The 26,580-nt window shown below is 68.2% G+C and carries 27 protein-coding genes and 5 pseudogenes; 17 read left to right on the top strand and 15 right to left on the bottom strand.

Annotated elements, in window-relative coordinates; translation table 11 throughout:
* Window positions 1-46 precede the first annotated feature (46 nt).
* A pseudogene (locus OHS70_RS34410) lies at window positions 47-2,120 on the bottom strand (PhoX family protein).
* Window positions 2,121-2,543: 423 nt separating this feature from the next.
* Between OHS70_RS34410 and OHS70_RS34415 the strand changes: the two are divergent.
* The 5 genes from OHS70_RS34415 to OHS70_RS34435 all read left to right on the top strand — a co-directional run bounded on the left by OHS70_RS34415 (window position 2,544) and on the right by OHS70_RS34435 (window position 7,117).
* Complete coding sequence (locus OHS70_RS34415) at window positions 2,544-3,521, top strand: PstS family phosphate ABC transporter substrate-binding protein (protein ID WP_328404080.1); 978 nt, start codon at window positions 2,544-2,546, stop codon at window positions 3,519-3,521.
* Entirely contained in the window at window positions 3,518-4,468 is a 951-nt protein-coding gene (gene pstC / locus OHS70_RS34420) for a phosphate ABC transporter permease subunit PstC (RefSeq protein WP_328404082.1), read from the top strand. Before OHS70_RS34415 ends, pstC begins: the two co-directional genes overlap by 4 nt.
* On the top strand, window positions 4,465-5,367 hold the full coding sequence (pstA, locus tag OHS70_RS34425) for a phosphate ABC transporter permease PstA (protein WP_328404084.1): 903 nt from the start codon (window positions 4,465-4,467) through the stop codon (window positions 5,365-5,367). Before pstC ends, pstA begins: the two co-directional genes overlap by 4 nt.
* Before the next feature lie 62 nt (window positions 5,368-5,429).
* Entirely contained in the window at window positions 5,430-6,278 is an 849-nt protein-coding gene (pstB, locus tag OHS70_RS34430) for a phosphate ABC transporter ATP-binding protein PstB (RefSeq protein WP_328404086.1), read from the top strand.
* Window positions 6,279-6,397: 119 nt separating this feature from the next.
* Complete coding sequence (locus OHS70_RS34435; protein WP_328404087.1) at window positions 6,398-7,117, top strand: response regulator transcription factor; 720 nt, start codon at window positions 6,398-6,400, stop codon at window positions 7,115-7,117.
* 57 nt (window positions 7,118-7,174) lie between these two features.
* Here OHS70_RS34435 and OHS70_RS34440 read toward each other — a convergent pair whose 3' ends face one another.
* A complete protein-coding gene (locus OHS70_RS34440) occupies window positions 7,175-7,843 on the bottom strand; it encodes an arsenate-mycothiol transferase ArsC (protein ID WP_328404089.1) in 669 nt (222 codons plus the stop codon).
* Between the two features lie 165 nt (window positions 7,844-8,008).
* Between OHS70_RS34440 and OHS70_RS34445 the strand changes: the two genes are divergently transcribed.
* Entirely contained in the window at window positions 8,009-8,377 is a 369-nt protein-coding gene (locus tag OHS70_RS34445) for an ArsR/SmtB family transcription factor (RefSeq protein ID WP_328404091.1), read from the top strand.
* Between the two features lie 138 nt (window positions 8,378-8,515).
* Here OHS70_RS34445 and trxA read toward each other — a convergent pair whose 3' ends face one another.
* From trxA to OHS70_RS34460, 3 genes are read right to left on the bottom strand one after another with little or no spacing between them, the layout of a single operon-like run.
* Entirely contained in the window at window positions 8,516-8,839 is a 324-nt protein-coding gene (trxA, locus tag OHS70_RS34450) for a thioredoxin (RefSeq protein WP_328404093.1), read from the bottom strand.
* Between the two features lie 22 nt (window positions 8,840-8,861).
* Entirely contained in the window at window positions 8,862-9,848 is a 987-nt protein-coding gene (gene trxB, locus OHS70_RS34455; RefSeq protein WP_328404095.1) for a thioredoxin-disulfide reductase, read from the bottom strand.
* Entirely contained in the window at window positions 9,845-10,258 is a 414-nt protein-coding gene (locus OHS70_RS34460; RefSeq protein ID WP_328404097.1) for an arsenate reductase ArsC, read from the bottom strand. The genes trxB and OHS70_RS34460 overlap by 4 nt, the downstream gene beginning before the upstream one ends.
* Window positions 10,259-10,351: 93 nt before the next feature.
* Between OHS70_RS34460 and OHS70_RS34465 the strand changes: the two genes are divergently transcribed.
* The 3 genes and pseudogenes from OHS70_RS34465 (at window position 10,352) to OHS70_RS34475 (ending at window position 12,574) form a co-directional block, all read left to right on the top strand.
* Window positions 10,352-10,666: an ArsR/SmtB family transcription factor gene (locus tag OHS70_RS34465; protein ID WP_328404099.1), complete on the top strand. Its 315-nt coding sequence runs from the start codon at window positions 10,352-10,354 to the stop codon at window positions 10,664-10,666.
* 36 nt (window positions 10,667-10,702) lie between these two features.
* Window positions 10,703-11,491 (top strand): MIP/aquaporin family protein, encoded by a 789-nt coding sequence (locus OHS70_RS34470; RefSeq protein WP_328404100.1) that lies wholly within the window; start codon window positions 10,703-10,705, stop codon window positions 11,489-11,491.
* A pseudogene (locus tag OHS70_RS34475) lies at window positions 11,488-12,574 on the top strand (ArsO family NAD(P)H-dependent flavin-containing monooxygenase). Before OHS70_RS34470 ends, OHS70_RS34475 begins: the two are co-directional and overlap by 4 nt.
* A gap of 36 nt (window positions 12,575-12,610) precedes the next feature.
* On the opposite strand, the gene pstS reads toward OHS70_RS34475, so the two are convergent.
* Window positions 12,611-13,756, bottom strand: a complete 1,146-nt coding sequence (gene pstS / locus OHS70_RS34480; protein ID WP_328404102.1) for a phosphate ABC transporter substrate-binding protein PstS — start codon at window positions 13,754-13,756, stop codon at window positions 12,611-12,613.
* 307 nt (window positions 13,757-14,063) lie between these two features.
* Here pstS and OHS70_RS34485 point away from each other — a divergent pair, with 307 nt between their 5' ends.
* Window positions 14,064-14,603 (top strand): DinB family protein, encoded by a 540-nt coding sequence (locus OHS70_RS34485; protein ID WP_328404104.1) that lies wholly within the window; start codon window positions 14,064-14,066, stop codon window positions 14,601-14,603.
* A gap of 32 nt (window positions 14,604-14,635) precedes the next feature.
* On the opposite strand, the pseudogene OHS70_RS34490 reads toward OHS70_RS34485, so the two are convergent.
* The 3 genes and pseudogenes from OHS70_RS34490 to OHS70_RS34500 all read right to left on the bottom strand — a co-directional run.
* A pseudogene (locus OHS70_RS34490) lies at window positions 14,636-14,743 on the bottom strand (GNAT family N-acetyltransferase); the annotation flags it as partial.
* 124 nt (window positions 14,744-14,867) lie between these two features.
* Window positions 14,868-15,242, bottom strand: coding sequence for an ArsR/SmtB family transcription factor (locus tag OHS70_RS34495; RefSeq protein ID WP_328404106.1), 375 nt, complete (start codon window positions 15,240-15,242; stop codon window positions 14,868-14,870).
* A gap of 53 nt (window positions 15,243-15,295) precedes the next feature.
* Window positions 15,296-16,354: a flavin-containing monooxygenase gene (locus tag OHS70_RS34500; protein WP_328404107.1), complete on the bottom strand. Its 1,059-nt coding sequence runs from the start codon at window positions 16,352-16,354 to the stop codon at window positions 15,296-15,298.
* A gap of 109 nt (window positions 16,355-16,463) precedes the next feature.
* Between OHS70_RS34500 and OHS70_RS34505 the strand changes: the two genes are divergently transcribed.
* The 3 genes and pseudogenes from OHS70_RS34505 to OHS70_RS34515 form a co-directional block, all read left to right on the top strand.
* Window positions 16,464-17,840, top strand: coding sequence for an NAD(P)-binding domain-containing protein (locus OHS70_RS34505; RefSeq protein ID WP_328404109.1), 1,377 nt, complete (start codon window positions 16,464-16,466; stop codon window positions 17,838-17,840).
* A gap of 27 nt (window positions 17,841-17,867) precedes the next feature.
* Window positions 17,868-18,332, top strand: coding sequence for an ArsI/CadI family heavy metal resistance metalloenzyme (locus tag OHS70_RS34510; protein WP_328404111.1), 465 nt, complete (start codon window positions 17,868-17,870; stop codon window positions 18,330-18,332).
* Window positions 18,333-18,337: 5 nt separating this feature from the next.
* Window positions 18,338-18,816: pseudogene (locus OHS70_RS34515) on the top strand (MFS transporter); the annotation flags it as partial.
* A 675-nt stretch (window positions 18,817-19,491) separates the two neighbouring features.
* On the opposite strand, the gene OHS70_RS34520 reads toward OHS70_RS34515, so the two are convergent.
* Window positions 19,492-20,163 (bottom strand): MerR family transcriptional regulator, encoded by a 672-nt coding sequence (locus OHS70_RS34520; protein ID WP_328404113.1) that lies wholly within the window; start codon window positions 20,161-20,163, stop codon window positions 19,492-19,494.
* 362 nt (window positions 20,164-20,525) lie between these two features.
* Between OHS70_RS34520 and OHS70_RS34525 the strand changes: the two genes are divergently transcribed.
* Window positions 20,526-20,669: a hypothetical protein gene (locus OHS70_RS34525; protein WP_328404115.1), complete on the top strand. Its 144-nt coding sequence runs from the start codon at window positions 20,526-20,528 to the stop codon at window positions 20,667-20,669.
* Between the two features lie 296 nt (window positions 20,670-20,965).
* A complete protein-coding gene (locus OHS70_RS34530; protein WP_328404117.1) occupies window positions 20,966-21,472 on the top strand; it encodes a DoxX family protein in 507 nt (168 codons plus the stop codon).
* A gap of 62 nt (window positions 21,473-21,534) precedes the next feature.
* Here the strand turns inward: OHS70_RS34530 and OHS70_RS34535 are convergent.
* Window positions 21,535-21,717, bottom strand: a pseudogene (locus OHS70_RS34535) (integrase); the annotation flags it as partial.
* 18 nt (window positions 21,718-21,735) lie between these two features.
* Between OHS70_RS34535 and OHS70_RS34540 the strand changes: the two are divergent.
* On the top strand, window positions 21,736-22,353 hold the full coding sequence (locus tag OHS70_RS34540) for a DUF1707 SHOCT-like domain-containing protein (RefSeq protein ID WP_328404119.1): 618 nt from the start codon (window positions 21,736-21,738) through the stop codon (window positions 22,351-22,353).
* 207 nt (window positions 22,354-22,560) lie between these two features.
* Here the strand turns inward: OHS70_RS34540 and OHS70_RS34545 are convergent, their stop codons facing one another.
* The 4 genes from OHS70_RS34545 to OHS70_RS34560 all read right to left on the bottom strand — a co-directional run bounded on the left by OHS70_RS34545 (window position 22,561) and on the right by OHS70_RS34560 (window position 24,935).
* Window positions 22,561-22,869: an antibiotic biosynthesis monooxygenase family protein gene (locus tag OHS70_RS34545; protein WP_328404121.1), complete on the bottom strand. Its 309-nt coding sequence runs from the start codon at window positions 22,867-22,869 to the stop codon at window positions 22,561-22,563.
* A 207-nt stretch (window positions 22,870-23,076) separates the two neighbouring features.
* Complete coding sequence (locus OHS70_RS34550) at window positions 23,077-23,535, bottom strand: PPOX class F420-dependent oxidoreductase (RefSeq protein ID WP_328404123.1); 459 nt, start codon at window positions 23,533-23,535, stop codon at window positions 23,077-23,079.
* 77 nt (window positions 23,536-23,612) lie between these two features.
* Window positions 23,613-24,284: an NADPH-dependent FMN reductase gene (locus OHS70_RS34555; protein WP_328404125.1), complete on the bottom strand. Its 672-nt coding sequence runs from the start codon at window positions 24,282-24,284 to the stop codon at window positions 23,613-23,615.
* Window positions 24,285-24,422: 138 nt separating this feature from the next.
* Complete coding sequence (locus tag OHS70_RS34560) at window positions 24,423-24,935, bottom strand: GNAT family N-acetyltransferase (RefSeq protein WP_328404127.1); 513 nt, start codon at window positions 24,933-24,935, stop codon at window positions 24,423-24,425.
* Window positions 24,936-25,338: 403 nt separating this feature from the next.
* Here OHS70_RS34560 and OHS70_RS34565 point away from each other — a divergent pair, with 403 nt between their 5' ends.
* A complete protein-coding gene (locus OHS70_RS34565; protein WP_328404129.1) occupies window positions 25,339-26,505 on the top strand; it encodes a serine hydrolase domain-containing protein in 1,167 nt (388 codons plus the stop codon).
* The last annotated feature ends 75 nt before the right edge of the window (window positions 26,506-26,580 follow it).

The raw sequence follows: 26,580 nt of genomic DNA on the forward strand, positions 1-26,580 counted from the left end.
GCAGGGACGCGGCGTACGTCATCAGGTGGCTGACGCACCGAGCCGATCAGTGACGGTGGTGCTTCTCGGCCCAGACGCTGACGACCGACGGGCGCGGCAGATGGCCCGGTCCGTCGGGCCAGACGGAGGCCGGGTTGTCGGCGGTGGCTCCGTCGGCCTCGCCCGGGTGCTGGGCGGCGATGAGGATGCGGTCGTCGGTGATGATCGGGCCACAGGTCTCGGCGGCCTTGGGCACGGTCAGGAACTGCTTGACGTGACCGCGGTGGGGGCCTTTGACCGGGACGACGAAGAGGCCGTCGTTGGAGCCGAGGGCGTTTCCGTCGGTGGCGAGCCAGAGGTTGCCGTGCTCGTCGAAGGCGATGTTGTCAGGGCAGGAGATGGCGCTCACGTCCTGCTTGTCGTACCCGGCGAAGTACGTCGAGGGGTCTTCCGGGTCGCCGCAGATAAGCATCAGGCGCCAGTTGAAGGAGGCGGCCGCGGCGTCCGAGCGGTGCTCGTCAAGCTCCAGGATGTGGCCGTGCTTGTTGCCGGTGCGCGGGTTGGCCTCGTCGGGGCCGGCCTTGCCGGCTGCACCGCGGTCCTTGTTGTTGGTGAGCGCGACGTAGAGGCGACCGGTGTGCGGGTGGGGCTCGACGTCTTCGGGGCGGTCCATCTTGGTGGCGCCGACCTTGTCGGCGGCCAGGCGGGTGAAGACGTAGACCTCCTCTGCACTCATGCCGGGGACGTGGGACTTCTTGCCGGTGGCCAGCGGTATCCATTCGCCACTGCCGTCGAAGGCGCCGTCGGCGGGCAGAGTGCCGGTGCCGTCGATCTCGGCGGCCGGGCTGTCGCCGCTGAACCTGGCGACGTACAGCGTTCCCTCGTCGAGGAGACGCATGTTGTGCTCCCGTGCCGAGAGGCTCCTGCCTTTCCTGTAGGCCTGGGTGGAGACGTACTTGTAGAGGTAGTCGAATCGCTCGTCGTCGCCCATGTAGAGGGCGACCCGGCCGTCACGCGTCAGGCGAGGCTCGGCGGCCTCGTGCTTGAAGCGGCCGAGCGCAGTGCGCTTGCGCGGGGTGGAGTCGGGGTCGTACGGGTCGAGCTCCACGATCCAGCCGTGGCGGTTGGGCTCGTTCGGCTCCTTGCCCACATCGAAGCGGGAATCGAAGCGTTCCCACTTGCGCTGGCTCGCGCCGGGGGGCATGCCGTACCGCGCGAGGCGCTGCTTCCCGACCGGGTCGGTGACGGCGGCGGCATTGGCGAAGTACTGGTTGAAGTTCTCTTCGCCTGACAGCACGGGTGCCCCACGGGGTCACGCCGCCACCGCAGTTGTTGAGCGTGCCGAGGACGGTGCGTCCGTCCGGGTCGGCGCTCGTCTTGAGCAGGTCGCTGCCCGCCGCCGGACCGGTGAACGCGATCGGCGTGGTGGCGGTGATCCGGCGGTTGCGGACGTCGCCGACGACCGGCCACAGCCGCCCCGAGCGACGGTCGGTGCGGACGGCAACGACCGTGAGGCCATGGGCGGCCCAGGCGATCTCGACCTGCTCACGGGTGGGGTTCGCCGGGTCGTACCCGTAGAACATGATCTCTTCGTTGGTGTACTCGTGGTTGACCACCAGGAGCTGCCGGTCCCGGCCGTGCAGATCGAGAAGCGCCATGTAGTTGCAGTTGTAACCGAACTGCTTGGCCTGTGCGGCGGCGCTCTGGCGGCGGGCGTCGAAGCGGGGTGCGCCGGCCAGCAGCGGGTCGCCCCAGCGGATCACGACCTGCTGGGCGAAGCCTTCGGGCACGGTGACGGTATCGGCGGTGTTCGCAGCGACCGTCTCGAAGTCCAGGCCGCGGGGCGGGCAGGGCGACGACGCGGCGCGTGAACCGGCGGTGGGGACGGCGACAGCCACGGGCGGAGCGGCGGCGGTGCCGGTGGCAAGGGCGATGACGGCCGCACCCTTGAGCGTGCCTCTTCGGGAAAGTGCCTGATGGACGACGTCGCCGAAGTACGTGTTGAGCGAGCGGTTGGGCGCTGCGTGCGAGCACGCGTCGCCGCATCGGTAACGGCACGTGAGTGCCGAACGTGCGGTGTTGTGGCTCGGGAGGAGGGGGAGGTCGGCAGGTCGGCCAAGGTCACCGGGCTGATCAGGCACGTTCGTCTCCACGCATTCGGGGGATGTCGGATTCCGGTCACCGATACATAGGCAACCGTCGATGCGTGACGGTATGGGGCTTCCGCCCATTCACAGGCGGCCGAACGGTGAACTCCGATCGAACAGTGCCCGGCATCTGCCGCAGCGACTCGCCCGCCCGCTTCCCGCCTTCCGTGTCGCCGCAGAGTCGGCATCGGCCGACACTGGTGTTGACGCCCGAGCGTTTCTGCAGCTCAGGCGTCTTCCTGGACATCTTGAAACAAGATCCTCCTATATAGATGAATGCCTATAGTTCATTGGCGAGCAGTCCTTCGTGCACCGCGTGTTCACATAGGCGAGCTTCGATCCAAGGGTCCGACGGAGCGCGTTGCGCCTTCATCCAGACGGCCGGGAATCCGGCACTTCACGAGGAACGAGAGTCACGTGAACATTCCCACTTCGTTGCGCCGGGTCACGGCTCCCGTGGCCCTGACGGCCGCGGTGATGCTCGCTGCCAGCGCATGCGGCGGCGCCGACGCAGGCTCGCAGGGTGGCGGTGGTGACAAGCTGTCCGGCACGATCAAGGTCGACGGCTCCAGCACGGTGGCGCCGCTGTCGACGGCGGCCGCCCAGCTCTTCCAGCAGCAGAACGCCGACGTCAAGGTGACGGTCGGAACCTCCGGTACCGGGGGTGGCTTCGAGAAGTTCTGCAACGGCGAGACCGACATCTCCGACGCATCGCGTCCGATCAAGGACGAGGAGAAGGCTGCCTGCGAGAAGAAGGGCATCAAGTACGAGGAGTTCCAGGTCGCCAACGACGGTCTGTCCGTCGTGGTGAGCAAGGACAACGACTTCGCCGAGTGCCTCACGGTCGAGCAGCTGAAGAAGATCTGGGAGCCCGACTCCAAGGTCACCAGCTGGAAGCAGGTCGACCCCAAGTTCCCGGACGTGAAGCTGGAGCTCTTCGGCGCGGGCACCGACTCGGGCACGTTCGACTACTTCACTGACGCCATCAACGGTGAAGAGGGCGCCTCCCGCACCGACTACTCGCCCAGCGAGGACGACAACGTCACCGTCCAGGGCGTCTCCGGCTCCAAGGGAGGCATGGGCTACTTCGGTCTCTCGTACTACGAGGAGAACAAGGACAAGCTCAAGGTCCTCAAGGTCGACGGCGGCGACGGCTGCGTCGAGCCCACCCAGCAGACCGTCCAGAACGGCTCCTACAAGCCGCTGTCCCGCCCGCTGTTCATCTACCCCAAGGCCACCTCGCTGGAGAAGAAGGAAGTCGAGGCGTTCGTCGAGTACTACGTCGAGAACAACGCCGACATCGCCAAGAAGTCCCTCTTCGTTCCGCTCAACCCCCAGCAGGAGACCGAGCTGAAGAAGGACCTCGAGACGCTGCGGGAGCAGCACAAGTCATGACCTCCCGTGCATCCGGGCGGCGGGCCGCTTCGGGAAGCCCCGGCTTCCTGAAGCGGTCCCAGCCGCGCTATGGCGAGAAGCTCATCAAGGTGCTCCTGGTGGCCGCTTCCCTCGTCTCGGTGCTGACCACCGTCGGCATCGTGGTCGCCCTGATCCCTCCGGCCGGCGAGTTCTTCTCCAAGGTGAGCTTCGGCGACTTCATCACCGGCACCAACTGGGCGCCGCTGTTCAAGCCGCCCCACTTCGGTGTCATTCCGCTGGTCACGGGCACCCTGATGGTCACGCTCATCGCCCTGCTCGTCGCCGTCCCGCTCGGCCTCGGCGCGGCCATCTATCTGAGCGAGTACGCCAACCACCGCGTACGCAGCTTCTTCAAGCCGATACTCGAAGTCCTCGCGGGCATTCCCACCGTGGTCTACGGCTTCTTCGCACTGAAGGCCATCACTCCGCTGCTGCAGGACATCTGGCCGGCTGGTGACGGACCGCAGGTCTTCAACGCGCTGTCCGCGGGCTTCGTCATGGGCATCATGATCATCCCGACGATCGCCTCGCTCGCCGAGGACTCGATGAACGCCGTGCCGCGAGCCCTGCGCGACGGCGCGTTCGCTCTCGGCTCTTCGCGCATGCAGGTCTCGACCAGAGTCGTGTTCCCTGCTGCCCTGTCCGGCATCGTCGCCGCCATCGTGCTCGGCATCTCCCGCGCGCTGGGCGAGACCATGATCGTCGCCATCGCCGCCGGCGGTCGACCCAACCTGTCCTTCAACCCGCTCGAAGGCATGCAGACCATGACCGCGTTCATCGCGGCAGCCGGTATCGGCGACCTGCCCACCGGCTCCACCGGCTACCAGACGATCTTCGCCGTCGGCCTGCTGCTCTTCGTCCTCACCCTGGTGATGAACCTGATCAGCATCCGCCTGGTGCGCAAGTACCGCGAGGTGTACGAATGAGCACCGACACCCTCAGCCCGATGGACGCCCCCGAGCTGCCGCGGCTCAAGGGACGCGGCACCCCGCTGCGCGAGCGGTTCTTCCAGCTCAGCCTCTGGGCGTCCCTGGCCATCGGCGTAGTGTTCCTCGCCGGCCTGCTCATCTACGTCATCGTCGAGGGATGGCCCCGCCTGGATCCGCGGATCTGGACCAACTTCCCCGACATCATCGACCCCTCGAACGCCGGCGCCCAGTCGGCAATCATGGGCACGATCTGGGTCATCACCTTCACCGCTCTCTACTGCCTGCCCACCGGCGTCCTCACCGCGATCTACCTCGAGGAGTACGCCGACCCGAACAGGTGGTGGAACCGCGCGATCGAGATCAACATCCAGAACCTGGCGGCGGTCCCCTCGATCGTCTACGGCATCCTGGGCCTGGGGGTGATCTCACGCGGTCTGGGCTTCGGCCAGACGGTGCTGACCGCCTCTCTGACACTGTCGCTACTCGTGCTGCCCGTGGTGATCATCTCGTCCCGGGAGGCCATCCGTGCCGTACCGCAGTCGATTCGGCAGGCATCGCTGGCGCTGGGCGCCACTCAGTGGCAGACCATCTGGCGCCAGGTGCTCCCGGCAGCCGTGCCCGGCATGGCGACCGGATCGATCCTTGCTCTGTCGCGAGCGATCGGTGAGGCCGCGCCGCTGCTGCTGCTCGGCGGGCTGACCTTCATCACGTTCAACCCGACCGGGGTCCAGAGTCAGTTCACCGTTCTGCCGATCCAGATCTTCAACTGGATCAGCCAGTCACGCGCAGAATTCACCGCCCTGGCCTCCGCCGCGATCGTGATCCTGCTCGTGATCCTGCTGGCGATGAACTCGCTCGCGATCTGGCTGCGCAACCACTTCTCCCGTCGCTGGTGAACGCAGTGACCCCCAAGACCGAACCCTCCGAACCGACCGCTGACTCTGTGCAGGAGACCGCCATGACCCCTCCCTCCGACGCCGCCGGCGGAACGAGGACTCCCGACGTCTCCTTCCGTGCCGCCCCTCCGCTGGCATCCCCGGTCTTCGAGATCGGTGGTCTGTCGGTCTTCTACGGCGACCACGAGGCCGTACGCGACGTCAACATGAACATCGGCCACCGCCAGATCACCGCGATGATCGGGCCGTCAGGCTGCGGCAAGTCCACCGTGCTGCGCTGCTTCAACCGCATGAACGACCTGGTGCCCACTGCCCGCGTCGTGGGCAAGGTCCGCTACCACAACGAAGACCTCTACGGCCGCGAGGTCGACCCGATCGAGGTCCGGCGCCGCATCGGCATGGTCTTCCAGAAGCCCAACCCGTTCCCGAAGTCGATCTACGACAACATCGCGTACGGCCCCCGAGTTGGTGGCTTCAAGGGCAACCTGGACGACCTCGTCGAGGAAACGCTGACGCACGCGGCCCTGTGGGACGAGGTGAAGGACAAGCTCAAGACCTCCGCGCTCGCGCTGTCGGGTGGTCAGCAGCAGCGCCTGTGCATCGCCCGCACCATCGCGGTCAAGCCCGAGGTGATCCTCATGGACGAGCCTTGCTCGGCCCTGGACCCGATCGCCACCGCGAAGATCGAGGACCTGATGGAGCACCTGTCCCAGGAGTTCACGATCATCGTCGTCACGCACAACATGCAGCAGGCAGCCCGCGTGTCCCACCGCACCGCCTTCTTCACCGCCGATGTCGACGACAAGGGCGAACGGCACGGCCGCCTCGTCGAGTACGACGAGACCTCACTCATCTTCAGCAACCCCTCGGACCAGCGCACCGAGGACTACATCTCCGGTCGCTTCGGCTGACCGGAACCGTCCGACGACCGCCGCCCTTTGCGCCTTCACGTAGGGGAGTACACCGGGTGACACCCGAGGCACGCCGCCCGCCGTCGAGTGCAGTCCAGCACAGCGCCGGCGAGCCAGAAGTGATCCACGCGCCTGACCTGCTGCTGGCCGAACCCGACAGCACGCTGGCCAAGCATCTGGTCGCGCGCTGCTCTGCTGCGGGCGTGACCGCAATCGTCTGCCACGACGGTGCGGAAGCCCTGCTGCAGGTCGGGGCCCATCACCCCCGAGTGGTCCTTCTGGGCGCGCCCCTTCCGGTGGTCGGTGCCGCCCAGGTCACCGCGCTGATCGCCAAACTGCATCCCGTGCCGGTGATCGTGGGCGCCGGCAGTGACGGGGCGGCCGAGGCGACCGCGGCCATCGAAGCGGGAGCCGTGGCATTCGTGGCACGTCCGTACCGGGCCGAGGAAATCCTGCCGATTCTCACAGTCGGCCGCCCTGCGGGCGAAGGGCCGGCCGACCCACTCGTGGTCGGTGACATCGAGCTCGATCCGGCCGGTCTTCATGTCTACGTACGCGGACGCCCCGTGCAATTGCCGGTGCGTGAATTCATGCTGCTCCGGTACCTCATGGAGCACGCCAACCGGGTTGTCTCCCGAAGCGAACTCACCCAGGCCCTCTGGGGGACCGAGCGCCTGGACAGCAACACCCTCACCGTCCACGTGCGTCGGATCCGCAACAAGCTTCGGGAAGTACCGAGCAGCTGCTGCACCATCGACGCGATCCGTGGCATGGGGTACCGCCTGGAATGCAAGCCGCGACCGTGCAGGGATCTGCCCGTCGACCCGGCTCCCCTGTGATCCTCGGTCCGTGCACCGAGCCGTGAGGCCGCCGCGTTGATTGCTGCCTGACCCGCCTCAGGCAGCCGACCGCTCCTCGACCAATTCCTGCACCAGGTCACTGATACGTCCGGCCAACGTGTCGCGAACCGCGCGAGCACTCTCCAGATCCAGGCCGGACAGATCCGGTATTTCCCAGTTCAGATACCGGCGGCCGGGCAGCACTGGACAGGCGTCACCGCAGCCGAGTGTGACGACGACGTCGGCGGCCGCCACGACTTCGGGAGTGATGGGCTTCGGGAACTCGGCCCCCACATCCAGTCCTTGCTCGGACAGCAGGGTCCGCACGATGGGTGAGATGCCGACTCCGGGCGCGGATCCCGCTGAGCGCACCGACACCGCAGTTGCTGCCCGTCGGCGCATCAGGGCCGCGGCGAGCTGAGACCGGCCGGCGTTCTCGGTGCAGACGAACAGCACCTCCGGGACGGGCTTCGCGCTCAGCCCGGATGCCTTGGCCAGAGCTCCCAGCCTCTGGTCGGCGAAGCGTTCGATCAGAACGGGGACGTGCATACCCACCCGCGAGCGGCATCTCAGCAGCAGCATGCAGTCGTCCACATATTCCTCGACGGTCTGCCGGGAGAACGCGTGCCCGTACCGTGCGCACAGGCGCGCGGTGATGCGCTCGACCACCGCGCTGGTGTCTCGCAGTGGCGGCGTTGCCGGACCCAGTGCACCGTGCTCGTCCATGAGGCGCCCTTTCGATGGCCGAGTTTCTCACCGCCCCCACCTCGAATCATAGGCATTCATCTATTTTCTGCCTAGGCTCAAAGAAGAGTGAACCCTTGGTGAACAACAGGCCGCTCGCCTCCTCGAACACCAGGTGCATGCCTGTAGCGCCGTTATGGTGAATAGATGGCTATCACTACATACGGCGCGGCGGAGACGGCGGTGGAAGCGACCGAGACGTGCACTCCGGGGCTCTCCTGCCTGCTCATCGACCGCGAGGAGGCCGAGCGGCTCGCCGTCATGCTGAAGGCCATCGCCGACCCCACGCGGTTGCAGTTGCTCAGGCTCATCGAGCGGGCACCGGCCGGTGAGGCATGCGTGTGCGACCTCACCGACTGCCTCGGCCTTCGGCAGCCGACCGTCAGTCACCATCTCAAGCTCATGACCGAGGCAGGACTGCTCGACCGCGAGCGCCGCGGGACCTGGGTCTGGTACTCCGTGAACGTCGAGGGGCTTCGCAGGGTCCGGGACATACTCGACCCCACAAGCGGCTGACCGTTGCGGTAACCGGGCCCGCCCCCTCTGGAAGAGAGGGGGCGGGCCTGTGCCGTGCGGTGGCACCGTCATGCATCACCGCAGGCGGTCCGTTCTTCAGCGGGACTGCGGCATCGGCAGCCCCGCCGCAGTGGACTGTCAGCCCAGAATGCCGTCGAGTTCGCGCTCGATGGCTGCCTTCGGCTTGGCGCCGACGATGCTCTTGGTGACCTCGCCGCCGACGTAGAGGTTCATCGTCGGAATGGACATCACGCCGTACTTGGCGGCGGTCTCCGGGTTCTCGTCGATGTTGAGCTTGACGATCTCGATCTTGTCGCCGTGCTCCTCGGCGATCTTCACCAGTGACGGTGCGAGCTGTCGGCACGGGCCGCACCAGGCTGCCCAGAAGTCGACGAGTACCGGCTTGTCGCTGGTGAGGACGTCCGACTCGAAGGAGTCGTCCGTCACGCTCTTGAGGGCCATGATTGCCTCCTCCTTCAGGTGGTCAGACGGTGGCCGAGGCCATTTCCGGCTGCCCGGGCCTGTCGTGCGCGAGTGCGGCAAGGTACCGCTCGGCGTCCAGGGCCGCGGCGCAGCCACTGCCGGCGGCGGTGATGGCCTGCCGGTAGGTGTGGTCGACGACGTCGCCGGCGGCGAAGACGCCCGGGATGTTCGTTCGGGTGGAGGGCGCTTCGACCTTCAGGTAGCCCTCGGCGTCCAGCTCCAGCTGGCCCTTGAACAGTTCGGTGCGCGGATCGTGGCCGATGGCGATGAACAGGCCGGTCGCATTCAGGTCCCGGGTCCTGCCGGTGAACGTGTCGCGCAGGACCAGACCGGAGAGCATCCCGCCCTCCTCCTTGATCTCAGCGATCTCGCTGTCGAAGGCGAAGGAGATCTTGTCGTCGGCGAAGGCGCGGTTCTGCATCACCTGCGAGGCGCGCAGCGCGCTGCGGCGGTGGACGACGGTGACCGACTTGGCGAAACGGGTGAGGAAGGTGGCCTCTTCCATCGCGGTGTCCCCGCCACCGACCACCACGATGTCGCGGTCACGGAAGAAGAACCCGTCACAGGTCGCGCACCAGGAGACCCCGCGGCCCGACAGCTCTTCCTCGAGCGGCAGGCCGAGCTTGCGGTAGCCGGAGCCCGTGGCCACGACGACGGCCTTGGCCCGGTGGACCGTACCGGCGGAGTCGGTGACTTCCTTGATCCCGCCGGTCAGGTCGACGGAGACGACGTCGTCCTCGACGATCTCCGCGCCGAACCTCTCGGCCTGGGCCCGCATGTTCTCCATGAGGACCGGTCCGTCGACGCCGTCGGGAAAGCCGGGGAAGTTCTCGACTTCGGTGGTCGTGGTCAGCGAACCGCCGACGAAGACCGCCCCGCCGAAGACGAGGGGCTTCAGCTGCGCCCGGGCGGTGTAGAGGGCGGCGGTGTATCCGGCGGGGCCGGAGCCGATGACGATGACCTCGCGTATGTCGGCCCCTGCGCTCATGCGGTCTTCTCCGGGGCGATCTCCTCGATCAGACCCTCGACAAGCTTCTTGATCTCGTCCCGGATGGGCCGTACGGACTCGACGCCCTGGCCCGCCGGGTCCTCCAGGGTCCAGTCCAGGTACCGCTTGCCGGGGAAGACCGGGCAGGTGTCACCGCAGCCCATGGTGATGCACACGTCCGACGCCTTGACCGCGTCCACAGTCAGAATCTTCGGCGTCTCGGCGGTGATGTCGATCCCGACCTCGCGCATCGCCTCGACGGCCGCGGGGTTGACCTGGTCGGCCGGCGCGGAGCCGGCGGAGCGGACCTCGACGCGGTCCCCGGCCAGGTGGGTCAGCCATGCGGCGGCCATCTGCGAACGGCCGGCGTTGTGGACACAGACGAAAAGGACGGAGGGCTTCTCGGCCATCAGGGGTCTCTCTTGTCTCAATGGAGAAAATCAGGCACGCATGACATCAGCACCCGGTGGTGTCATCCACCACTGATGTGACAGTATCAGCCCATGATGACGTCAGTCGACACTGAACTAATCCGAGTACTGGCAGACCCGCTCAGGCTCCAGATCGTCACCCTCCTCGCCCGCGAGACGCTGTGCACCACGCACCTCGTCGAGGAGACGGGCGCCCGGCAGACGAACCTCTCGAACCACCTGAGAGTGCTGCGCGAGGCAGGCGTCGTGGAGACGGAGCCCTGCGGCCGCTTCACGTACTACAAGGTGCGACCGGACGTCATCGAAACCCTGGCCGGATCCTTCGCCGAACTCGCAGCCACCGCCCGCGCCACCGCCGAAGCCGACGTCAAGCGCGCCTGTCCCTGATCACGCGCCCCGCCGCCCCCTTACCGAGGAGACCCGTTGAGCACCGCCGAGGCCACACGTGAGACCCCTGCGGAGTCCGGCACGCCGTCCGCCGAGCCCCAGCCCGCCCCGGGCGCGACACCGCCCCGCACACCGCTGGTCGCCAAGGCCGCCGCCGAACTGGTCGGGACCGCCGCCCTGGTCGCGGTCGTGGTCGGCTCCGGCATCCAAGCCACCCAGCTGACCGATGACGTCGCCCTGCAACTGCTCGCGAATTCGATCGCCACGGTCTTCGGTCTGGGCGTGCTGATCGCCCTGCTCGGCCCGGTCTCCGGTGCGCACTTCAACCCGGCCGTCACACTCGCCGAGTGGTGGACCGCCCGCCGCGGCGGCCCGGGAGTCTCCGCCCGCGAGACGGCCGTGTACGTCCCCGCCCAGGTGATCGGTGCGATCGCCGGAGCCGTGCTGGCCGACGCGATGTTCGGCGAGCCGCTGGTGAAGTGGTCCACGCACGAGCGTTCCGCCGGCAACCTGCTGCTCGGCGAGGTCGTCGCCACTGCCGGGCTGATCCTTCTGATCTTCGGCCTGGCGCGTACCGACCGACTCCGCTTCGCACCCGTGGCCGTCGCGTCGTACATCGGCGCGGCCTACTGGTTCACCTCGTCCACGTCCTTCGCCAACCCGGCGGTGACGATCGGCCGCGCCTTCACCGACACCTTCGCCGGCATCGCCCCCGGCTCGGTCCCGGCGTTCATCGGAGCCCAGCTCACCGGCGCCGTCGTCGGCCTGGCTCTGGTGGCAGTCATCTTCATGCGGGGCAAGACCGTCCCGCAGACCGGGGCATGACCGACACAACTCAGGTAGTGGTGGTCGGCGGCGTCCAGGCAGGGCTCGCCGCCGGCTATCACCTGCGCCTCCTCGGCCTGGACTTCGTCGTCCTCGACGCGGACGTCACACCGGGCGGCGCCTGGCAGCACACATGGGACTCCCTGCGCCTGTTCTCCCCTGCGGCCTATTCGTCACTGCCGGGCCGGCTCATGCCACCGCAGGAGGGTGAGACCTACCCCGACCTACAGCACGTCGTCGACTACCTCGCCGACTACGAGAAGCGGTACGGACTTCCCGTGCAGCATGGCGTCGAGGTTCACGGCGTCCGCCGCGACGGCCCGTACTTGCGGATCGCGGCCGACACCGGAAGCCGGCGCACCCGCGCCGTCATCAGCGCGACGGGAAGCTGGTCACGCCCATTCGTCCCCGCCGTTCCGGGCCGTGCCGTCTTCGGGGGGAACTCGGCTCCACACGCTCGAGTACCGCAATCCACAGGACCTCGCCGGGCTGGGGGTCCCCCCGGCCGAGGGCTGGGGGAGTGTGATCGTGGTCGGCGGCGGCAACTCCGGGGCACAGATCGCCGCGGACCTCGCTCCGCACACCGACCTGATGTGGGCCACGCAGCGCCCCCCGCGTTTCCTCCCCGACGACATCGACGGCCGCGCGCTGTTCGACACGGCCACCGTTCGTCGCCGCGCTCTGGACGAAGGCCGGGCTGACACCGGCGGAGTGGCGTCCCTGGGGGACATCGTGGCCGTGGAACCCGTCCGCAAGGCACGCGACGCCGGACTCCTCAGGGCGGCACCGATGTTCACCCGCCTCACCCGGCACGGCGTGGAGTGGGCTGACGGCACCCGCACGGACGCGGACACGGTCATCTGGTGCACAGGCTTCCGCCCAGCCCTGTCACACCTCGCCCCGCTCGGTCTGCGGGGAGCACGCGGCCACGTCCCCACCAGCGGCACACGCGCCACCAGCGAACCCCGCGTCCATCTGCTCGGCTACGGCGACTGGACCGGCCCCGCATCGGCAACCTTGATCGGTGTCGGCGGCCCCGCACGCGACGCCGCCCGCGAGATCGACCAACTTCTCCGCCGCTGAAGAGCGATCGGCCTAAGGCGCCCGCGTGGAAGACAGTCAGGACAGCGTGCGGATCACCTGCCGCACCCGAACAGCGACCTTCTCGGGCAGCGGCGCGTAGTGGATGCTGGGAAGAATCCTTTGGCCTTCCTCGCCGGCCGTGTAGGTGAGGAAGGACTTCAGGGCAGGAAGCGTCTCGGCCCGGTTGCCGGTATTGCAGACGATTTCGTAGGTGACCAGGACGATGGGGTAGGCACCTTCGGCCTTGGTGGCGTAGTCGAACTTGAGCGCCATGTCATCGTCCTTGCCTGTCACTTCCGCGCTGGCGATGCCGGCCGACGCCGATTGCGGACTGGGCCCGACAGGCTGCGAGGCACCTGTGTCGATCTTGACAGTAGGGATATTCAGACGGGCGGCGAAGGAGAGCTCGAAGTAGCCGATCGCGCCGTTGGTGTCGGCCACCGTGGTTGCCACGCCGTCGGAGCCGGCCGCTGAGTGGCCGCCCTTGGCCTGCCACGCCTTCTCCTTCGCATACGGCCACTCCTGCGAGGCAGCGCCGGAGAAGTAGGCATTGAGGTTCTGTGTGGTGCCGGAGTCGTCGGACCGATGAACTGCCTGAATCTTCAAGTCAGGCAGCTTGACCCCTGGATTCAGCTCCCTGATTGCCGGATCCGCCCAGTTCGTGATCTCGGAATCGAAGATCTTCGCAAGCGTCTCGGCGTCGAGCACGAGCTGGTCCACGCCGGTGAGGTTGTAGCCGATGGCTATGGGCCCGCCGACCATCGGCAGGTCGATCGCCCTGCCGCCCGGGCAGACCTGCCTCGAATTCTCGACGTCGTCGGGCTTCAGCGCGCTGTCGGTTCCGCCGAAAGCCGTAGCCTGCCGCAGAAACTGAGCCACACCGGCTCCGGAACCCACGGGTCTGTACGCGATCTGCACCGAGGGACAGGCACGCTGGTACTCCTGGATCCAACGGTCCATCGCGTTGTCCTGTGCCGTCGACCCCGAACCAGGCAGCTTCCCGTCCTTGGCACATGCGATCCGAGCCGGGGGTGGCAGGGTGGCGCGGTCGTCCTTGTCGGTGGCATCGCCGAAGTCGCCCAACGCCACTACGACCGCACCCGCCACCGCGCACGCCGTCACAGCAGCTACGGCTGCCCCCATGGGCAGGAATCGTCTGCGGTCCTTGCGCCGATGCTCCACCGTGCTCCCCCAGTCTCCTGATGGCGTGCGAACCGCCGACGCCGAGGCGTCGGCCCGAGAGGCACGCCGACGCCTCTTCGCCAGTTGAATAGATGGTCAGCGATATTCGGAGTCGTCGGGCGAAGCCCAGGCGAACACTGGGTGTCGTAATCACCGGTCCCATTGGACACTCGCAGCGCAGAGTGCGCCTGAACATCCGACTGCCCGGCTCTTATGTGGCCGGGGAGCCCCCCGCGCCGGAGGGGTGCCGCCCAGCCTCGTAACCGGGCATCATCACTGCCGGATTGTCGACCGAGAGCAGCAGGCAATGGCGAACGCGTATCCGATGGACCGGCAGGCCGTGTACGACGATTACGAGCGCGCTCGGCAGACCTTCCACCGTCTGCTGGAGACCGCCTCTGAAGCCGACTTGGCCCGCCCCACCTGCGGCACCCGATGGACCAACGAGCAGCTGCTGTGGCACATGCTCTTCGGCTACATGCTGCTCCGGCCACTGCTGGTCCTGGGACGCCTCTTCGGGCGGTTGCCCCGCGGTGTCGGCAGGACGTTCGCTCGACTGCTGAATGCGGCGACGGTCCCGTTCGACTTCGTCAACTATGTCGGCCCCGTCGGAGCGGTGAAGATCTTTGGGCCGCGCCGCATGGCCGCCACGTTCGACCGCGTCATCGCCTCCCTGCTCCGGCGGCTCGCCGCAGAGTCCGAGGCCGGCCTTGCGCGTGGCATGCACTACCCCGTCCGGTGGGACCCGTTCTTCCGCGACTTCATGACGCTCGCGGACATCTACCGGTATCCGACCCAGCACTTCGACTTCCACTACCGACAGCTCACCCTCGCGAACGGTCGCTGATCTTGGCCGCCCACCCCGGACCGGCGCGAGGTTCAGCTGATCGCCGGGCTGCGGCACTCCAGCAGCACGACGTCACGCCACACTCCGTGGTGACGCCCGATGCGCTCGCGGGTGCCGATCACCCGGAACCCTTTCCTTCGTCGATGCCTGCCTTGTAGATGGCCAGAACCTGATCGGCGTGCTCGGCGGTCAGGGACGCGATCACCATGGACGATCGGCCGGTGTGGCAGGGCACGATGGTGGTATCCCCGCTGCTGAAGATGGTCAGGCCGCTACGGCGGTGGTGAGGAGTTTCCCCATGGCGGCGAGCACAGAGGGCTCGACCCGGTAATAGACCCAGGTGCCGCGCCGTTCGGAGGTGAGCAGCCCGGCTTCTTTGAGCTTCTTCAGGTGATGGGAGACCGTGGGCTGGGAAACGCCCACATCGGAGATGTCGCACACGCACGCCTCTCCGCCCTCGTGCGAGGCGACAGCGGAGAAGAGCCGGAGGCGCACCGGGTCGCCGAGCGCCTTGAACATCTTCGCGGCGGTCTCGGCCTCCTCTGCAGACATGGGCCGCTCGGTCAGCGGCGGGCAGCACGGCGCAACGACCTTCCCGGCGGCGGGTTCGAGCAGCGGCAGCACCTTCGCATTCGACATACGTCTATGTTGACATACATCGAACCAACCGCCCAGGGTCAGCCGCAGCACTCCTACCGCCGGGAGAGATCCGCGGCCAGGCGGCATGCGATGCGCCGGGCGTCGCGGCCGACGCCGCGCAGGGATGCCGAGGACAGGCTGCGCTGCCACTCCAGGCCTACAAAGGCCAGGCCGGGGTGAGTGAGCGAGATTCCGTCGCGGTGGCGCGGCCTTTCCTGATCGTCGAGTGCGCCGAGGGGTGCGAGGTAGCCGAGGTCGGGCCGGTAGCCGGTGGCCAGCACGATCGTGTCGACGTGCTCGACCGTCCCGTCCTGCCAGGTCACTTTCGAGCCGTCGATGCCGGTGAACATCGGGCGGCGATCGGGGATACCGGCGACGACAGCAGCTTTGTAGCGGCCGTCGTCGATGACGGCCATGGTCGCCGGAGTGCGCTGGAAGCGACCGAGCGGGGCGATGTCCAGGCCGGTGATCTTGAGCCAGAAGTGCAGGTCCTTGCCGCCCAGCGGACTCTGCTTGAACCACTCCACGGGTGCCCGGCTGGTGAGGCTGACGCGTGCATGGGCGGCAAGCTCGGCCGCGACCTGAACGGCGGAATTACCCGCGCCGACGACAACCACCCGCTGTCCGGTGAACGGCCCGGGTGCCCGGTAGTCCGTGACATGCAAGACGGCGCCGGTGAAGGAGTCCAGGCCGGGCAGGGCGGGGCGGTTGGGGCTGCCGAAGCCGCCGGTGGCGGCCACCACGGCGCGTGCGGTCAGCTCGCTTCCGTCGTCGAGGGTCAGCAGGAACCCGCCTGCCTGGGTGTTGACTTCGCTCACACGGTGGCCGGTACGGATCTCGGCGTCCAGCCGGCCCGCGTATCGCAGCAGATAGGCGACCACCTCATCCCGGTGCGGATAGCGGTCCGGGTCACCGCCGAAGGGCAGGCCAGGCAGGGAGCTGTACCTCGCCGGAGAGAAGAGGGTGAGGCTGTCGTAGTAGTGCGGCCAGGAACCCGCCGCCTTCTCCGAGGCCTCCAGCACTACCGGAGTCCGGCCCTGGCCGCGCAGGGCGTATGCCGCGGCGAGGCCGGACTGTCCACCACCGATGACGACGACGTCGAGAGGCTTCATCACTCACACCACCTGTTTTGATGCATGTCTATGTTGACGTTCATCGAAGCAGGTGCCATGCTGACAACGCAAGCCATCGACGGATGTCGAAACAGAATGGGGAGTCATCGTGACTGTGCCGATTACCGAGGTGCCCACCGCCGCGTTGCCCATCGTGGTGATCGGAGCCGGCCCGATCGGCCTGGCCGCCGCCTCACACCTCGTCGAACGCGGCCTCGAGCCCCTGGTCCTGGAGGCCGGAGACGGTGCAGGCAGTGCCGTGCGCGAGTGGAGCCATGTGCGGCTGTTCTCCACCTGGGCCGAGCTCGTCGACCCGGCCGCCGAGAAGCTCCTGGCCCCCACCGGCTGGGTGAAGCCGGACGGCGCCACGTACCCCACCGGCGGCGACTGGGCCGAGCAGTACCTCCGCCCGCTTGCCGACGTTCTGGGCGACAGGGTCCGCTTCGGCGCCCGCGTCGCCGGTGTCTCCCGGCTCGGCCGCGACCGGGTCGTGGACGCCGACCGCCATCAGCAGCCCTTCACCCTGCACATCCAGGGCGCCGACGGCACCGAGGAGCGGATCACCGCCCGCGCCGTCATCGACGCCTCCGGCACCTGGTCCACTCCGAGTCCGATCGGCGGCGACGGCCTGCCCGCGCTCGGCGAACGCACCGCAGCCGACCGCATCTCCTACCGCGTCCCCGACCTCAAGGACCCAGCCGTACGCGCCCGCTACGAGGGCAAGCGCACCGCCGTCATCGGCTCCGGCGCCTCCGCGTTCACTGCCCTGGCCTACCTCGCCGACCTCGCCAAGGACGCCCCCGGCACCCACGCCGTATGGATCCTGCGCCGGGGCATCGGCGGATCCACCTTCGGCGGCGGCGAAGCCGACCAGCTCCCCGCCCGCGGTGCACTCGGCCTCGCGGCCAAGGCCGCGGTGGACGACGGATACGCCGATGCCGTCACCGGCTTCCGCACTGCGGCTGTCGACCATGCCGACGGTCGGCTCGTCCTGACGGCGGAGGACGGCCGGCGCCTCGACCCGGTCGACGAGGTCATCGTCCTGACCGGCTTGCGCCCCGACCTCTCGTTCCTCGCGGAGCTGCGACTCGGCCTGGACGAGCGCCTCCAGGCGCCGGCCGACCTGGCCCCGCTGATCGACCCGAATGTCCACTCCTGCGGCACCGTCTACCCGCACGGCGTCAACGAGCTGTCCCATCCGGAGAAGGACGTGTACCTGGTCGGCATGAAGTCCTACGGTCGCGCCCCCACCTTCCTCGCCATGACCGGCTACGAGCAGGTCAGGTCCATCGCCGCCGCACTCGCAGGCGACCAGGAAGCCGCCGAACGCGTGGAGTTGACGCTCCCCGAAACGGGCGTGTGCGGCGGGGCAGGGCTGTTCGACGAGCCCGAGGGCGCGCAGGCCGGCGACGGCGGCGGCTGCTGCGCGGCCCCGGCCACCATCCAGATCGGCGTCGGCGGTCCGGCCACTTCCGGCGGCTGCTGACGCACACCCATCCCGAGGAGGCTCTCCATGTCCCGCATACAACTCGCCCTGCGCGTACCCGACCTCGCCGCGTCCGTCGCCTTCTACACCAAGCTCTTCGGCAGCGAGCCGGCCAAACTCCGTGATGGCTATGCAAACTTCGCCATCGCCGAGCCCCCGCTCAAGCTCGTCCTCATCGAGGGCACAGCGGGAGAGGACACCCGCATGGATCACCTCGGAGTCGAAGTCGACAGCACCGAGGCCGTCCACTCGGCCACCACCCGCCTGAGCGAGGCGGGCCTGGCCACCGCGGAGGAGACCGACACCAGCTGTTGCTACGCCCTTCAGGACAAGGTCTGGGTCCACGGCCCCGGCCAGGAACCCTGGGAGGTGTACGTCGTCAAGGCCGACGCCGACACCCTGGCCAAGCAGCAGGGCAGCACCTGCTGCGCCGGCCCGGCCACCGCCGACACCGACGCACGCGAACCGGTCACCGCCGGCGGCTGCTGCTGACCTCGATGACCGACCTACACACCCAAGAGGCCGCGACCGGAACAGGGGACTGGTCGCGGCCTCACGCCGTCCTCCCCGCCCTGTGCGCCACGCAGATCACCAGTTGGGGAATCGTCCACTACGCCTTTCCGGTACTGCTGTCGCGCATCACCGCCGACACCGGCCGGTCCGCAGGAGCGACCACCGGTGCTTCTCCGTGGCGCTTCTGACCTCGGCGGCCACCGGGATCCCGGTCGGCCGCATCCTGGACCGGCGCGGCCCGCACGCTGTCATGACCACCGGCTCCGTCCTCGCGGTCCTCTCCCTGGTCGCCATCGCCGCTTCCCCGAACCTGGCGGTCTTCTTCGCCGCCTGGATGGCAGCCGGCATCGTCATGGCCGCCACGTTCTACCAACCCGCGTTCGCTGCCATCACCCGCTGGTGGGGCACCGACCGCATCCGCGCCCTCACGATCGTCACCTTGGCCGGTGGCCTCGCGAGCACGGAGTCGCTTCATGGCGGCCCCTTTGCGACTGCTGTAGCTGGCCGCCCTGCTTCTCGGCCTCTTCTACACCCACGCCGCCGGGGCCGACAGCGCCTCCGCACACATCACCGGCGGCCCGGCCGGGATGCCGCAACTGGTCTCGGCCGGAGATCCGCCCGACGACGGCGATCGTGCTCCCGACAACCATGGCAACGAGTATTCACACCCGGCAGGAGCCTGCGCCGCGGGCCAGCCGCAGCAGCTCGTCGAGCCAGCGACTCTCACGTAGCCGGTGAAGTCCGGTTACCGACACTGAGGTTCGGCACGACTATGGATACCTCACTCGCTGTCACCGGCCCCGATTGTGGAGAGCCACCGATTGCTCAGTATCCACCGACACGGTCGCTGCTCACGGTGCGCGGATTCTGGCGTTTTCGCAGGAGCCAGTGCTCATGAAGCAGCAGAACCTACAGTGGCTCCAGGATCCGCGGCTTCGTCAGCAGTGAAGGTGAATCTTCAGCAGCGAATCAGCAAATCCGTGGTCTCGCTGACAATCGCCGACGGGACAGGCGCTGTCGCCCATATACGTAGCCGGCCTGTTGGCGGGCCCGGGACGATCTGGCAGCGGGCTCGCGGGACGACCGGGTGAAGTACACGAGTGGGTCGGCACATTTCCTGGCACCAGCCCCCCTACGTTCAGGTTGAGTTCGCCTCGCCGGGCCGGCTGCCGCCGAAGTGTCGGGCCGACTTGGCTTCCTGGGCCAGTCGGCGGAGAGCCAACAGGGCGGGTTCGAGGAGGATCGAGACCAGAACGGCCCGCTCGGCTTGGGCCAGCAGGTCGCGCTCGCCGCGCATCTGCTGCACGTCCACGTCGGCGATGCTGTCGGCGAGTCGGGCGTAGGGCAGCAGGCCGCGCCAGTCGATGTCCGCGCCCAGGTCGGCGAGTGCGGCCAGGACCTCTGCAAGGGTGTGCGCGGCCGGGTTGCCCTGGGAGACTTCCCACTCCATCTCGGCGATCAGCTTGCGTGCGTCGGCCAGGCCCGCCGGCTCCGGCTCCTTCGAGGGCCGTTCCGTGCCGGTGTCCTCCTCCTTCTTGGTAGGACGTACGCCCAGCGCTATCCCGAAGACCTGGTGCAGATCCTCTTGTTCGGCGGTGATCGCGTCCAGGATCTCTTTCGTCGCGCTGGTCGACAGGCCGCGTGTCCCGATCAGGGTGCGGATGAACCGGAGCCGGTGCACGTGGTCTTCGCCGTAGTCAGCCTGGTTGGACGCGGTGGGGCGCCCCGGAGGCAGCAGCCCTTCGCGCAGGTAGTACTTGATCAGCGGCACTTGTACGCCGGTGCGTCGACTGAGCTCGGAGACCTTCATCTACTCACTTCCTCGGCAACAGATAATGGATAGCGCTATTATCCATTCTGCTGCACTGTCCATCCGCTCAACCTTCCGAAAGAGGCCCGTCGCCGTGCCCACATTAGGACGGATCACCCCGAACTCCGAGCCGTCACAGGCCCGGATACTCGTCATGGCGTCCCGTTTTGAACTGCGGTCCCTCACGGACGCCCCCGCTTTCTGATGCTCTCCATGTCCTCCTGGCGCCAGGTGAAGACCGCACCGGGCGCCTCGCTGACGCGCAACCCCTGCGACGGATCTTCTACTTCTCCGCCTGGCAGGACCGCGGCGCGCTTTCCACGTACGCCGACACCGACCCGCACGGCTGTGCCATGCGTTCCATGCGACCCAAGATGCGGCAATCGACCTTCGCCTTCTGGGAAACCTACGCCGAGCACCTGCCGATCACCTGGGACGAAGCCAAACGCAGCCTCGCCGAGAAGACGCAGGCCGACGCCGGCGACACGGGCGGCAGACCCGTCTGACGCTCGACGTCGCGCTGCCCACGCCCCCGAAGGTCTCCGAGTGGCCGGCACGGCCGCGCCCGAACGCCGCTCCCAGGTTGGACGTCACCAGGGTCCGCTCTTTAGCCGGGGGATCATCGCCGGCGGCGCACAACATCAGCCCGGGTCTCACCAGTCCCCGCGCGCGGCAGGTCGTCGAGGACGGCGGCCCGGCCGACCCTGACGGCCTCGTCTTGTCCGCCCGCCGGGCGTACGGCGCGGGCCTGTTCGTCACCGCGGCCTGAACACGACCGACCTACCGAAAGGATTCTCCTCTCATGTTCGGCACCCTCATGCTCATCGCCGTTCCTACCGTGCTGTTCCGGCTGCTCGGCGCGTTCGGCGTCGGACGGTTCGCGACCTGGCGGGTCTCCGTCCTGCACGGCCTCGCGGTCATGCTGGTGTTCACGGCGAGCGCGCACTTCGTCCCGTCCGCCCTCGGCCCTATGCCCGGCCACCACGACATGGTCGCGATGGTTCCGCCGTTCGTGCCGTTCCCCCGCCTCGCGGTCTACGCGACGGGCGTCCTGGAACTCCTTGGCGCCGCCGGACTCGTCCGGGAGGCCACCCGGCCGGCGGCCGGGCTCGGCCTCGCCGCGCTGTTCGTCCCGATGCTCCCGGCCAACATCCACGCGGCCGTCGAGCAGATACCGTTCAACGGGGAGCCGGCGACGCCGCTGTGGTTCAGGATTCCCGAGCAGGTGATCTTCATCGGAATCGCGCTGTGGGCCTACGTCCCGGCGCGTGCCGCGGCTGCCCGCCGGGCCGACGGGGCGCCTGCTTAGAGCCGTAGCGGGTGGCCAGTCCGCGCCATTCCTTGAACTTGTTGATGCGGCGTTCAACCGTGTCAGTCGCCGTAGAGCCCGGTGTCGTGGGAGACGGGCCGTCCGCCCCGGCGGACGCCCTTCTCGCTGCGGATTCGGGCGCGTTCGCGTCGCTGGGCGGCCAGGGCGTAGGGGTGCTGTGCGTTGGCGTTGCGCCGGCACAGGTAGCGGTGCAACTCCCAGGCCTGGACGGTGTGATCGGGATGGGGCTTATCCTTGTGGCCATGACTGTCCAGCCTCCGGATCCCTCTCCGCGCCCTGCTCCATCCGGAGAGCTCCGCGCCTCTCACGACGACCGGGAAGCAGTGGTGGAGCAGCTGCGCGATGCGGCAGCCGAGGGGCGAATCGATCTCGATGAGCTGGATTCACGCCTGGAGCAGGCTCTGAAGTCCAAGACTCACGCCGAGTTGGCCGTCCTGACCGCCGACTTGCCGAGGCTGGATTCCTCTGAGAGCCGGCCGCCGCTGGTACTCAAGGGCGGTATGTATGGCGCGTCTCAAGGCCCCGGGCGCTGGGAGGTTCCCGGGCATGTGATCGCTCACGGCGGCGTGGGGGGTGTGAAGGTTGACTTCACTCGGGTCCAGTGCCGCCTCACGGAGGTCGCAGTGGAGGCGTACGGGGAGACATCTGGCGTCACGATCGTCATCCCCGATGCCTGGGCCGCAGACACCGGCGGCATGGATCCCGGCGTCGGCGGCCTGACGGACAAGACCACTCCCGACCGGCTCCCGGGAACTCCGCTGATCCGGCTCACTGGGTCCGGCGGCTCGGGAGGAGTGGTCATCCGCCACCCCAACCGCCGGGAACGGCGCAAGCTGCACAGCAACCCGACGCAGAGCTAGGACGCGTGACCAAGGTGTTGATCAAGATCTGAAACGATCTTGGAATGGCTCGTGGCCGTGAGCGATACAAGGCCAGGCACAAAGTCGAATGCCGGATTGGGCTCCTCAAGCAGGCGAAAGGGGTCGCGACGCGCTAGGAAAAACTCGCCGTCCGCTACGAAGCTACCGTTCAACTCACCTTGATACGCCAGGCGTTGTAAGCACATTTCAAACACGGCCTAGCTTCAGGGAAGCGAGCGTGAAGTGCCGTACCTGAAGTGGTGCAACGAGGTACTCGTCCTCGCCCGGCAGAACCACGGGCTGGTCACGCCAGTGCTCGCCGGCGTAGCCGACCAAATCCTGCTCGCTGCGCCAGCGACTGACGTACAGCAGCGAATCAGGCGGCGCGAGCAGTACCTCGTGGTCCACCAGCCCTGGGTAGCGGCTGGGAAACTCGCGTACCGCAGAGACGATCATGTCGCGGAATGCCTCGAAACGGTCAGGACGTACGCGTGCCTCACTCACCCTGATGATCACGGTCACCAGGGTGTCACGCACGCAGACGCGGCGCCACTGTCCTGCCTCGTGCCCTGAAGGTCGCAGTCGGGAACTGACGGTGGCTCGGGAAGCCCGCTGCTGCTGTTGCTCGGTGGCGGGGTCCTCCTCGGGTCACTGCTCGGCCTCCTCGCCACCTATGAGGCGACCGTGCTGGTCGCAGCTGTCAGCAAGCGGCTCTGACCAGTGTCAGCCGTTGATGTCGAGTGCCGTCCCGTACAGCCGGGACACCTTCAGCCGGACGACCACACGGTGCTCGGCGACCAACTGCTCCAAGAACGCATCCTCATCCTGCGGCTTCGCGGCCTCTGGGACCATCGCGAGCAGCTCTCGCCCGATCGCATCCCCCGGCGTGGTCGTGATCTCGGAGACCTCGGCCTCACCCTCGGCCACGGCGAACGACCACACGTCGCCGCCCGGAACATGTACGGCCGCGCGTGGGTCACGCCGGAGTTGCTTGACCTTGATGCGGTCGGCAGTGGTGGAGAACCGCACGATGCGCGCTTCGGCGTCCCAGTTGTAGAGCATGGTGGTGAGATGTGGATGGCCACTGCTCTTGTTGGTGGCGAGGGTGCCGAACTGCTGAGTGCTCAGCAGCTCGGAGAGGGCATCGTCGGACAGGGAACGGGGTCCGGGACCTTGAGTCATGTCGTGCCCAACTTCCGCATGTGCCCGGGCATTCCCACTCCATCCAGAAGCCCGGCCATCAACTTTCCCAACAGGTCCTAATCCTCCGCCCGTTGGGTGATGGGCGCCTCGGTCCGGTCGCCCAGGAACTCGTACCACCGGCGCTGCAGGCATACGTATCGCACGTCGGCCTCGACGAGGTGAAGGAAGGCGGTGACGGTGTCGGCGAGACGCTGCTGGAGGCCGGGGTCGGCGAGCAGACCGTCGTCCGTGAAACCCTGATGGGCCCGCGCGAGGCTGAACATGTCCGGATAGACGCGCGTGCCGAGGTGTTCCAGGGGGATCCGCAGCGTCCACAGCCCTCGGTTGCCGCCGACCATGGACGGGGAGGCGGAGAGCAGCAGCGCGTGTTTGTCCTTGAACGGCTGGGGCCGCACGCGTGAGACCCAGTCGATTGCGTTCTTCAGGACTCCGGGCAGCGAGGCGTTGTACTCCGGGGAGGCGATGGCGAAGGCGTCGCACGCCTCGAGCCGGTCGCGGAGAGCGAGCGCGCCGTCCGGCAGCCCTTCGGCGGCCTCCGCGTCGCCGTCGTACGAGGGCATGGCGAAGTCATGCATGGCGGCGAGGTCGACGGTGGCTCCCGCATCGGCGATCAGGCGCGCGGCGAGGGAGGCGAGGCGGGCATTGGTGGACTCGGTGCGTAGTGCGGCGCCGAAGACGAGCACTCGCACAGGGCCGGGCTGGGTGTCGTTCGGCTCGGGCTGTGTCACGCGGATCAGTGTTCCCCGGGCATGGGCGGCGCGCGAGCGGGACTGGGCTTCCCGGTGTATGTCCCGGGGCAGGACCTGCGCCCGCGACCAGCCCCGCGGCCGCGGTGGGGCCGACGGTATGCCGCCGGCCTCACCGGATCACGCCTCCTGGGGGTGCGGTCTCGTGATCCTGAACCGGGCCACGTTCTCCTCGGTGGCCCATCGGTGGAAGCCCGCCTTCTCCAGAACACGGACAGAGGCCGGGTTCGACGGCTCCACGGTGGCGAACACGGTGTGGACATCTGGTGCGGTGAAGGCGAACTCCGCCAGGGCTCGGGCGGCCTCGGAGGCGTAGCCCCGGCTGCGGCGGGAAGCCACGACGCCGTACCCGATTTCGAGGGTGCCCTCGGACGGCGGCCAGAACAGGCCGATCGAGCCGACCACCAAGGTACTGTCACGCTCGATGATCAGGCGGTGGCCATGTTCGCCGAGCCAGGCGGGGTGCTGGTCGAAGAGGGCCGCGACAACGCGATCGCCTTCGGCGGGAAAGTCGTCCGCCCAGTGAACCGACCTGGTGTTGCCGAGGGTGGCAGCGGCCTCGGCCATGGTCCAGGGCCGGAGAACGAGGCGGTCGGTCGTCAGGTCGGCGTGGGCTGTCGGGTAGGAAGACACGTGTCACTCCTGGTCGTCGGAACGACCCGGACCACGCTCTGCTGTCGCGCGGACCGGTCATGGGCATGCAGATGCAGGCCGACGGCGGCCATATTCATCAACCTCCCCCTGCACGTGATCACGCGCCTCTCGCGTCGGCGCGACGGTAGCGACCTCTCCGCGGCGTGGGCAAAGCGTTTTTGGGCGAGAACGGCTCTGGCCGGGACGGAGACGAGCCGCCGGGGTGATCTCCGAGCGCCCGTTCTCCCGACCGGGGAACACCGCTGGCAGGCGGTCGTGCGGCGAGCGTCGGCTGAGGACCGCGGCGGGGGCAGACCCGTCCCGACGCCGCTGCGGTACGCCGTCTTCCCGGCTGTCCGACCAGTCGGTATGTTCTCGGCAGGTCGAGCCGACGGAGGAACCCATGACCGAGCGCCCCATCCGCATCGAAGGCCATTGCGACGAACGCTTCGACGCCGTGCGCGCCGCGTTCGAGCAGAACTTCCGCGAGCGGGGTGAACTTGGCGCTGCGGTCACGGTCATGCTCGACGGCCGGGCCGTGGTCGATCTGTGGGGCGGCTGGGCGGATCCCGCGCGGAGCCGGCCGTGGCAGAGCGACACACTCGTGAACGTGTGGTCCACGACCAAGGGCCCGACCGCACTGTGCGCCCATCTGCTCGCCGACCGCGGGCTGCTCGATCTGGACGCGACGGTCGCCACGTACTGGCCCGAGTTCGCGGCGGCCGGCAAGGAGGGCGTCCTCGTACGCCACCTGCTCTCGCACCGCGCGGGCCTCGCGGGACTGCGCGAGCCGCACTCGCTCGACGAGCTCTACGACTGGGAGCTGACCTGTGCCCGGCTCGCGGCCACCGAGCCGTGGTGGGAGCCCGGTACCGTCTCCGGATACCACGCCATGACCTACGGCTTCCTCGTCGGCGAGGTCGTGCGGCGGATCACCGGTCTGATGCCGGGCGACTTCCTGGAGCAGGAGATCGCCGGGCCGCTCGGCATCGATTTCACCATCGGACTGCCGCAGAAGGAGGCCGGGCGCGTGGCCGAGCTCGTGCACCCTCCGGCCGAGGCGAGAAGTGAACAGGCCGCGGTCTTCGCCCAGTTGGAGCCCGTCGCCCTGGCCGCCCTGATCAACCCGATGACCGGCGTGGACGCCGCCAACTCGGCTGCCTGGCGTGCCGCCCACATTCCCGCCGCCAACGGCCACGGCACCGCTCGCGCGGTCGCCTCCCTGTACGGCATCCTCGCCGGGCGCGGAAAGCTGGGCGAGAAGCGGGTGCTCACCCCCGAAGCCGCCGAACGCGTGCGCGAGGGTCAGGGCAGCTGCCGTGACCTGGTGCTGGGCATGGGGTTCACGCATGACACGGAGGTCGCTCTCGGTCTGTGGCTGAGCGGCGAGAACGGATCGTACGGCCCCAACCCGCGTGCGCTGGGCCACGACGGCTTCGGTGGCTCCTGCGGTCTGGCGGACCCGGAAGCGGGTGTCAGCCTCGGCTACGTCATGAACCGCATGGGCCCGCACATCGCCGACGACCCGCGCAAGATGGCACTGATCGACGCCGTGTACCGCGCCCTGTAGTCCGGGGCGCCCGGCCGGTCACCGCCCTTCCGGATTCTTGCAACACGTTCTACTGTGTGCGCCGCGCCGCGGACT

This window comes from Streptomyces sp. NBC_00390 (assembly GCF_036057275.1).
GTDB lineage: Bacteria > Actinomycetota > Actinomycetes > Streptomycetales > Streptomycetaceae > Streptomyces.